General features: G+C 56.2%; 7 protein-coding genes and 2 tRNA genes. 6 read left to right on the top strand and 3 right to left on the bottom strand.

Translation table 11 applies throughout. The annotated features are described in order from the left end of the window. Together DBR00_RS11080 and DBR00_RS11075 are read left to right on the top strand one after the other, a co-directional pair. A partial coding sequence (locus tag DBR00_RS11080) for an AzlD domain-containing protein (RefSeq protein ID WP_108538059.1) occupies positions 1-281 on the top strand: 281 nt, incomplete at its 5' end. Between the two features lie 130 nt (positions 282-411). Continuing rightward, the gene (locus DBR00_RS11075; protein WP_108487466.1) at positions 412-2,286 is read left to right on the top strand and encodes an MFS transporter; all 1,875 of its coding nucleotides are present in this window, start codon (positions 412-414) and stop codon (positions 2,284-2,286) included. A 57-nt stretch (positions 2,287-2,343) separates the two neighbouring features. On the opposite strand, the gene sugE is transcribed toward DBR00_RS11075, so the two are convergent. Both sugE and rdgC read right to left on the bottom strand, forming a co-directional pair. Next, positions 2,344-2,658, bottom strand: a complete 315-nt coding sequence (gene sugE, locus DBR00_RS11070) for a quaternary ammonium compound efflux SMR transporter SugE (protein WP_108487467.1) — start codon at positions 2,656-2,658, stop codon at positions 2,344-2,346. A 156-nt stretch (positions 2,659-2,814) separates the two neighbouring features. Then, complete coding sequence (rdgC, locus tag DBR00_RS11065; RefSeq protein WP_108487468.1) at positions 2,815-3,735, bottom strand: recombination-associated protein RdgC; 921 nt, start codon at positions 3,733-3,735, stop codon at positions 2,815-2,817. Positions 3,736-3,999: 264 nt separating this feature from the next. On the opposite strand from rdgC, the gene DBR00_RS11060 reads away from it, so the two are divergent. From DBR00_RS11060 to DBR00_RS11045, 4 genes are all read left to right on the top strand, one after another. Beyond that, a tRNA-Val gene (locus tag DBR00_RS11060) sits at positions 4,000-4,075 on the top strand. Between the two features lie 22 nt (positions 4,076-4,097). Beyond that, a tRNA-Asp gene (locus DBR00_RS11055) sits at positions 4,098-4,174 on the top strand. A gap of 189 nt (positions 4,175-4,363) precedes the next feature. Further along, on the top strand, positions 4,364-5,071 hold the full coding sequence (locus DBR00_RS11050; protein ID WP_108487469.1) for an FKBP-type peptidyl-prolyl cis-trans isomerase: 708 nt from the start codon (positions 4,364-4,366) through the stop codon (positions 5,069-5,071). A 370-nt stretch (positions 5,072-5,441) separates the two neighbouring features. Then, positions 5,442-5,876 (top strand): YkvA family protein, encoded by a 435-nt coding sequence (locus DBR00_RS11045; protein ID WP_108487483.1) that lies wholly within the window; start codon positions 5,442-5,444, stop codon positions 5,874-5,876. Between the two features lie 42 nt (positions 5,877-5,918). On the opposite strand, the gene DBR00_RS11040 is transcribed toward DBR00_RS11045, so the two are convergent. Further along, entirely contained in the window at positions 5,919-6,602 is a 684-nt protein-coding gene (locus DBR00_RS11040) for an ABC transporter substrate-binding protein (protein WP_108487470.1), read from the bottom strand. Positions 6,603-6,663: the final 61 nt, after the last annotated feature.

The raw sequence follows: 6,663 nt of genomic DNA, 5'->3' as shown, positions 1-6,663 counted from the left end.
TTCGCTACAGTCTGTTTGCCTTTCCCAATCTGCGTTTCCCGCCGCTGGTGCGCCAGGGTCTGCATTACGTGCCAACGGCGGTGCTGAGTGCGATTGTGTTGCCCGGCATGCTGATTCCCGATGGCCAGCAGTGGGCGTTCAACCTCGACAACGCCTATCTGCTGGCGGGGCTGACGACTATTGTCATCGCGGCTTTGACCCGGCATCTGCTGGCTACCATCGGCGGCGGCTTGCTGGTGTTCTTCGTGCTGCGTGGTCTGCTTGGGCAGTTGCCGTTGTAGGCACAAGGTTCTTGCACCTGATTTGATAGAAAATGCAGCAAAAAATGCGCATTGCTGTGGCTTTGTTGGGTGTTCTTGCAGTCAAATGCCTGACAACACCCGCTGGCCACTGCACACAGGTACACGGACGATGACCGAACACTCCCAATTCGCGTTGCTGGGTAAAAAGCGCTTCCTGCCATTCTTTCTGACCCAGTTGCTGGGTGCCTTCAACGACAACATCTTCAAGCAGTCACTGATACTCGTCATTCTGTTCAAAATCAGCTCCACGGCTGACAAGGATCTGCTGGTCAACCTCTGTGCTTTGCTGTTTATCCTGCCGTTCTTCCTGTTCTCGGCCCTCGGTGGCCAGTTGGGCGAGAAGTTCGCCAAGGACTCGCTGATCCGCAAGATCAAGTTTGCCGAAATCCTCATCATGCTGGTGGGCGCGGTCGGCGTGTTGCTCGGCAGCCTGCCGCTGATGCTCTCGGTGCTGTTTGCCATGGGCACCCACTCGGCGCTGTTTGGGCCGGTGAAGTATTCGATCCTGCCGCAGCACCTGGAAGAGCAGGAGCTGGTGGGTGGCAACGCCTTGGTAGAGACGGGTACGTTCCTGGCCATCCTCGCCGGCACCATCGGCGCCGGCATCATCATGGCCAGTAGCGCGTATGCGCATATCGTCGCGGTGGCGGTGGTGCTGGTAGCGGTCCTGGGTTACTTGGCCAGTCGCGGTATTCCTGCAGCCTCCGCTGCCATGCCGCAGCTCAAGTTGGACTGGAACATTCTGCGCCAGTCCTGGGCGACCATGAAATTGGGCCTGGGCCAGCGCCCGGCCGTTTCGCGCTCGCTGGTGGGCAACTCCTGGTTCTGGTTTCTCGGTGCGGTCTACCTGACGCAGATTCCGGCCTATGCCAAAGAGTGGCTGTACGGCGATGAAAGCGTGGTGACGCTGATTCTTACTGTGTTCTCGGTTGGCATCGCGCTGGGCTCGATGCTCTGCGAGCGCATGAGTGGGCATAAGGTGGAAATCGGCCTGGTGCCATTCGGCTCAATCGGCCTGACCCTGTTCGGCATTCTGCTCTGGTGGTTCTCCGGTGGCTTCCCCGATGCTGCGGTCGCACATACCTGGCTGGATGTGCTGGGCTATGGGCAGGCCTGGTGGATTCTCGGCTCGATTCTCGGCATCGGTCTGTTCGGTGGCTTTTACATCGTGCCGCTGTATGCGCTGATTCAGTCGCGCACCGTGGAGCATGAGCGGGCGCGGGTGATTGCGGCCAACAACATTCTCAATGCGTTGTTCATGGTGATTTCGGCGATTGCCTCAATCCTATTCCTCAGCGTTGCCGAACTGTCGATACCGCAGCTGTTCCTGACCATTTCGCTGATGAACATCGCGGTCAACAGCTACATCTTCAAGATCGTCCCCGAATTCACCATGCGTTTCATGATCTGGTTGCTCAGCCACTCGATTTACCGGGTCGAGCACAAAGGGTTGGAGATCATTCCCGATGAGGGCGCAGCGGTGCTGGTATGCAACCACGTATCGTTTGTCGATGCGCTGTTGATCGGCGGGGCTGTGCGTCGGCCCGTACGGTTTGTCATGTACTACAAGATCTACAACTTGCCGGTACTCAATTTTATCTTCCGCACCGCCGGTACCGTGCCGATTGCCGGGCGCAGCGAAGACCTGCTGGTTTACGATGCCGCGTTCAAGAAAATCGCCGAATACCTGCGCAATGGCGAGGTGGTGTGCATCTTCCCGGAAGGTAAGTTGACCAGCGATGGCGAACTCAATGAGTTTAAAAATGGTATCGAGCGCATTGTGGCGGAAAACCCGGTGCCGGTGATTCCCATGGCGCTGCAAGGTCTCTGGGGTAGCTTTTTTAGTCGCGATCCGCACAAGGGATTTTTCAAGCGCCTGTGGTCGCGCATCACCCTGGTGGCGGGCGAGCCGGTGACGGCGGAGGCGGTCAAGTGCGAGTTGCTGCAGGCGCAGGTGGGCGCGCTGCGTGGTGAACGACGCTAGTCTGCCAAATAGAAAAAGCCCGCCAAACGGCGGGCTTTTTTATGCGGTTTCACTTACTCAGTGGCTGAGTTTCAGGCCGAGCAGACCGCAAACAATCAGCGCAACACTGGCCAGGCGCATGAGTGTCACCGCCTCGCCAAATAGAATGATGCCTGCGATGACCGTGCCGACCGCGCCAACCCCTGTCCAGATGGCATAAGCAGTGCCCAGCGGCAATTCCTTCATGGCCAGGCCGAGCAGCGCCAGGCTGATGATAATGGCAGTTACGGTGAGCAGAGTGGGGAGCGGGCGGGTAAAGCCGTCGGTGTATTTCAGGCCTACGGCCCAACCTACTTCGAACAGGCCAGCCAGCAGCAGAATGATCCAGGACATAAAAACCTCCATCAGTAATACAGATGGGCCGTCCCGAAATGGTCACTCGTGGAGTGGTGAGGTCGTCCTCACGCTGTGCAGTATTTTGCACATTGGCAGGTTCCTGGCAAGCACAGAGGATCAATGGTCAAATCCTCTGCGCTTGCACGGAGGTGTTTAGATGCCTTGCGGAATCTCTTCGCCACCCAGGGCTTCAAACAGCGCAGGAAGGAAGTCCACCAGGGTCAGCATCATCAGGGTGAAGCTGGCATCCTGCTGGCCGAGGTCGTCGTCGCCACCGTCCTGTTCGGCCTGATCCTGCAGCAGGTCTTCGAAACGCAGGCGTTTGACCACCAGTTTGTCGTCAAGGACGAAGGACAGCTTGTCCTGCCAGGCCAGGGACAGTTGTGTCACTTGCTTGCCTGCGCTCATGTGCAACTGGATTTCATCGCTGGTCAGGTCCTGGCGCTTGCAGCGCACCACGCCGCCGTCTTCATGGGTGTCGCGCAGCTCGCATTCGTCCAGTACATGGAAATCCGGAGCCGCCTGCTGCACTTTGACCCAGTCGGTGAGGGTGGCGCTAGGCGCGATCTTCACGGTCAGTGGGCGTACCGGCAGCGAGCCGATGGCTTCGCGCAGGGTCGACAGCAAGTCTTCAGCGCGCTTGGCGCTGGCCGAGTCGACCAGGATCAGACCCTGTTTGGGGGCGATGGCGGCGAAGGTGGCGGACTTGCGGATAAAGGCGCGTGGCAGGAAGGTCTGCACGATTTCATCCTTGAGCTGGTCGCGCTCCTTCTTGTAGACCTTGCGCATTTGCTCGGCTTCGATTTCGTCGACCTTGTCCTTCAGCGCATCCCGCACCACGCTGCCGGGCAGGATGCGTTCTTCCTTGCGGGCGGCAACCAGCAGGAAATCACCGCTGGCGTGCACCAGTGGCGCATCGGAACCTTTGCCGAAGGGCCCAATAAAACCGTAGGTGCTGAGCTCCTGGCTGGCGCACGAGCGGGCCGGTTTGGCCAGGAGAGCCGTTTCGAGTGCCTCGGCATCAAACGGGATGTCCTGGGTGAGGCGATAAACCAGCAGGTTACGAAACCACATAAGGGGTGAGTCTCCATTAACAGACCTGCCGGCAGCGGCAAGTATCACAAGTCGTCAGTACCCTGTGCGGGTGCTGTTTCAGGCTGGCTGTTGCGCTATGACCGCTTGGCGAACCTGTGCGTTGCATTCGGGGCGCATTATTCCCCTGACTAATGCCTGAGGCCAAGTCTGCGCTAAGCCTTTGCTGCATCAATAAAAAAATTTAAAACAGGGCTTGCCAAGGTGAAGATCGCTCTCTAGAATGCGCCCCACTTCGAGAGTGAAGGGTGATTAGCTCAGCTGGGAGAGCATCTGCCTTACAAGCAGAGGGTCGGCGGTTCGATCCCGTCATCACCCACCAAACTCGCTTTTTGAAGTTACGCGCAGCGGTAGTTCAGTCGGTTAGAATACCGGCCTGTCACGCCGGGGGTCGCGGGTTCGAGTCCCGTCCGCTGCGCCATTTTTTACCTCGCTACATCCCCTCTGTGACACATCGCAATACTTCGCAAAATCCTTTCTGAATAATCAGCTAAACATCTGAACTTATAGGCATTTTCTGTCTCCTAACACGGTAGCCAGTGATCGCGACAGCCTGCTAAGCTCGCGCTTTCACACCTTTGCCCTAGGGCGCACCGAACAAGGAACAAGCATGAAACAACATCGTTTAGCCGCGGCGGTCGCCCTGGTAGGTCTGGTTCTCGCAGGCTGTGATTCGCAAACCAGCGAAATCACTCTGGAAACCCCAGCACAGAAAGCCTCCTACGGCATTGGTCTGAACATGGGCAAAAGCCTGGCTCAGGAAGGCATGGATGACCTGGATTCCAACGCCGTTGCTCAAGGCATCGAAGACGCCATTGGCAAGAAAGAACAGCGCCTGAAAGACGAAGAGCTGATCGAAGCCTTTGCCTTCCTGCAGAAACGTGCCGAAGAGCGCATGGTTGCGCTGAACGAAGAGTCGGCCAAAGCCGGCAAGAAATTCCTTGAAGACAACGCCAAGCGTGAAGGCGTGACCACCACTGCTTCCGGCCTGCAATACGAAGTGGTGAAGAAGGCTGATGGTGCTCAGCCGAAAGCCACCGACGTAGTGACTGTTCACTACGAAGGCAAACTGACTGATGGCAGCGTATTCGACAGCTCGGTTGAGCGCGGCAGCCCGATTGACCTGCCGGTTAATGGCGTAATCCCTGGTTGGGTTGAAGGCCTGCAGCTGATGCATGTCGGTGAGAAGTACAAACTCTATATCCCAAGCGAACTGGCTTATGGCGAGCAGAGTCCGACTCCGGCGATTCCAGCCAACTCGGTGCTGGTGTTTGATCTGGAACTGATTGCGATCAAAGACGCCGCTGCTCAAGAGTAATTTTTGGTTGTTTCGCACAGCGCCCCGTCTCGACGGGGCGTTGTCGTTTCTGGTCTATCTATTCGGCATTTTTGCTTGACTACGCGGTCTTAAAAAGCGTGTTTGGTTGTGTTGGTGTTACGGTTATGCACATTTGTTGGATGACCCGCGACAGTTGCGGGTAACTCGTGACTAGAAACTCTTTGTGTTTTTTAAATTATTGATTTATATGGAAATTTTTCGAGTGAGCAAAAAATATCCGATCTGTTGCGAGGCCGCATGGGCTGGGCGTTTGCCAGGGTTATCGAGAATCTGTTAACAAGGTTATCCACAGCTTTAGTGGATAACCATGGCAATCCCAATGGGTATGGGGGATTGCTGGGAGAAGGCGATGAGAACAGCGAAAAACGTTGCGCGTTACCAACGTTTGGCAAAGCGTTTCCTCAAGGGCGGACGGTTACCGGTACTGTTAGTTTCAGTCGCCCGAAAACGTGAAAAGCTGGGTAAGGGGTTCACAGCTCTGGCTGCTCAGCTCAAATTGCTGCAAGCGCTGTGCTTGGCATGGTGGCACGGTGAGTATCGAGCCATTGATATGCAGGCCTTGCTGGCAGTGATCGCAGGGTTGCTTTATTTCGTAACGCCCATTGACGCCATCCCTGACTGGTTGTTGGGCTTCGGTCTGGTTGATGACCTCGCTGTGTTGGGCTGGGTCATGCGCACCTGGCAAAAAGAACTTGCGGATTTTGAGTTATGGCGTGCCGGCCAGAATCAGGCGGGGCAGGGTGTGGTGGAGGGTCTTGCAGATCGCAAGCAAGAGATTGACTGAGCCAGAAGGGGGAGTGCTGCGCTACATCCGATGGGTGATGTCTCAGGTGGACTTGAGTAACTGTTCGATGGTTCCGTGATTGCGTAGATCTTTCAGAACCTTATCCAATTGTTCGGCAGTGACGGGGAGTTTCGGGCTGTAGGTGCAATACATGCTGTAGCGTTCGACGGCCCATGCATTGAGATGCAGCGGAGCATCCGCATGTTTGGCCATTTGATAGAGCAGAGGCCGGCGCATGTCGATAATTGCGTCCAGGCGCTGTTTGATCAGTAGATTGAAGCCCGCGTGATGGTCACGTAAGTCTTGGCGCATGATTTTCTGATCAGCGAATGCAGCCATCAAGTCGGCGTTGTAGATATAGCCCAGCTGCGTGCCGATGGTCTTGCCGTAGAGATCATGCAGGCTGAGGACTGGCGGGTGCTGATTGTTCAGTAAGAGCACGTCTTCTTCATCATAGAGTGCTTCAGACCAGTGATATCGCTCGGGTTGCTCCATCCATTGCGGGTTGTTATTGCAGATGACATGGATACGGCCGCGTTGCATGTACTCATCGATACGCTTGTTGGGGGTTTCAACAAATGCTGCGGTAAAACCCAGTTTCTGACTGGCTAATTGGCCCAGTTGGTAGATAACCCCCCCGAGCAGTTGCTGCTCTTTTACGTCGACGTAGGGCATGCCGTCGGCGCTGGCAAAACCCCAGCGAAGTTCTTCGGCGCTGAGGGTCATACTGAAAGCCGCAGCAAGAATTGTTATTGGTACGCGCAAGGCGACCCCCGTATGTGTCTTG

This window comes from Pseudomonas sp. HMWF032, from assembly GCF_003060885.1.
In the GTDB taxonomy this organism is placed as follows: Bacteria; Pseudomonadota; Gammaproteobacteria; order Pseudomonadales; family Pseudomonadaceae; genus Aquipseudomonas.
The sequence above is the reverse complement of the archived record's forward strand: the minus strand, read 5'-3'. Positions and strand labels throughout refer to the sequence as shown.

Coding starts and splice junctions, on each gene's coding strand:
- DBR00_RS11075 (WP_108487466.1), top strand. CDS start 412: ATGACCGAACACTCCCAATTCGCGTTGCTGGGTAAAAAGCGCTTCCTG.
- sugE (WP_108487467.1), bottom strand. CDS start 2,658: ATGTCCTGGATCATTCTGCTGCTGGCTGGCCTGTTCGAAGTAGGTTGG.
- rdgC (WP_108487468.1), bottom strand. CDS start 3,735: ATGTGGTTTCGTAACCTGCTGGTTTATCGCCTCACCCAGGACATCCCG.
- DBR00_RS11050 (WP_108487469.1), top strand. CDS start 4,364: ATGAAACAACATCGTTTAGCCGCGGCGGTCGCCCTGGTAGGTCTGGTT.
- DBR00_RS11045 (WP_108487483.1), top strand. CDS start 5,442: ATGAGAACAGCGAAAAACGTTGCGCGTTACCAACGTTTGGCAAAGCGT.
- DBR00_RS11040 (WP_108487470.1), bottom strand. CDS start 6,602: ATGACCCTCAGCGCCGAAGAACTTCGCTGGGGTTTTGCCAGCGCCGAC.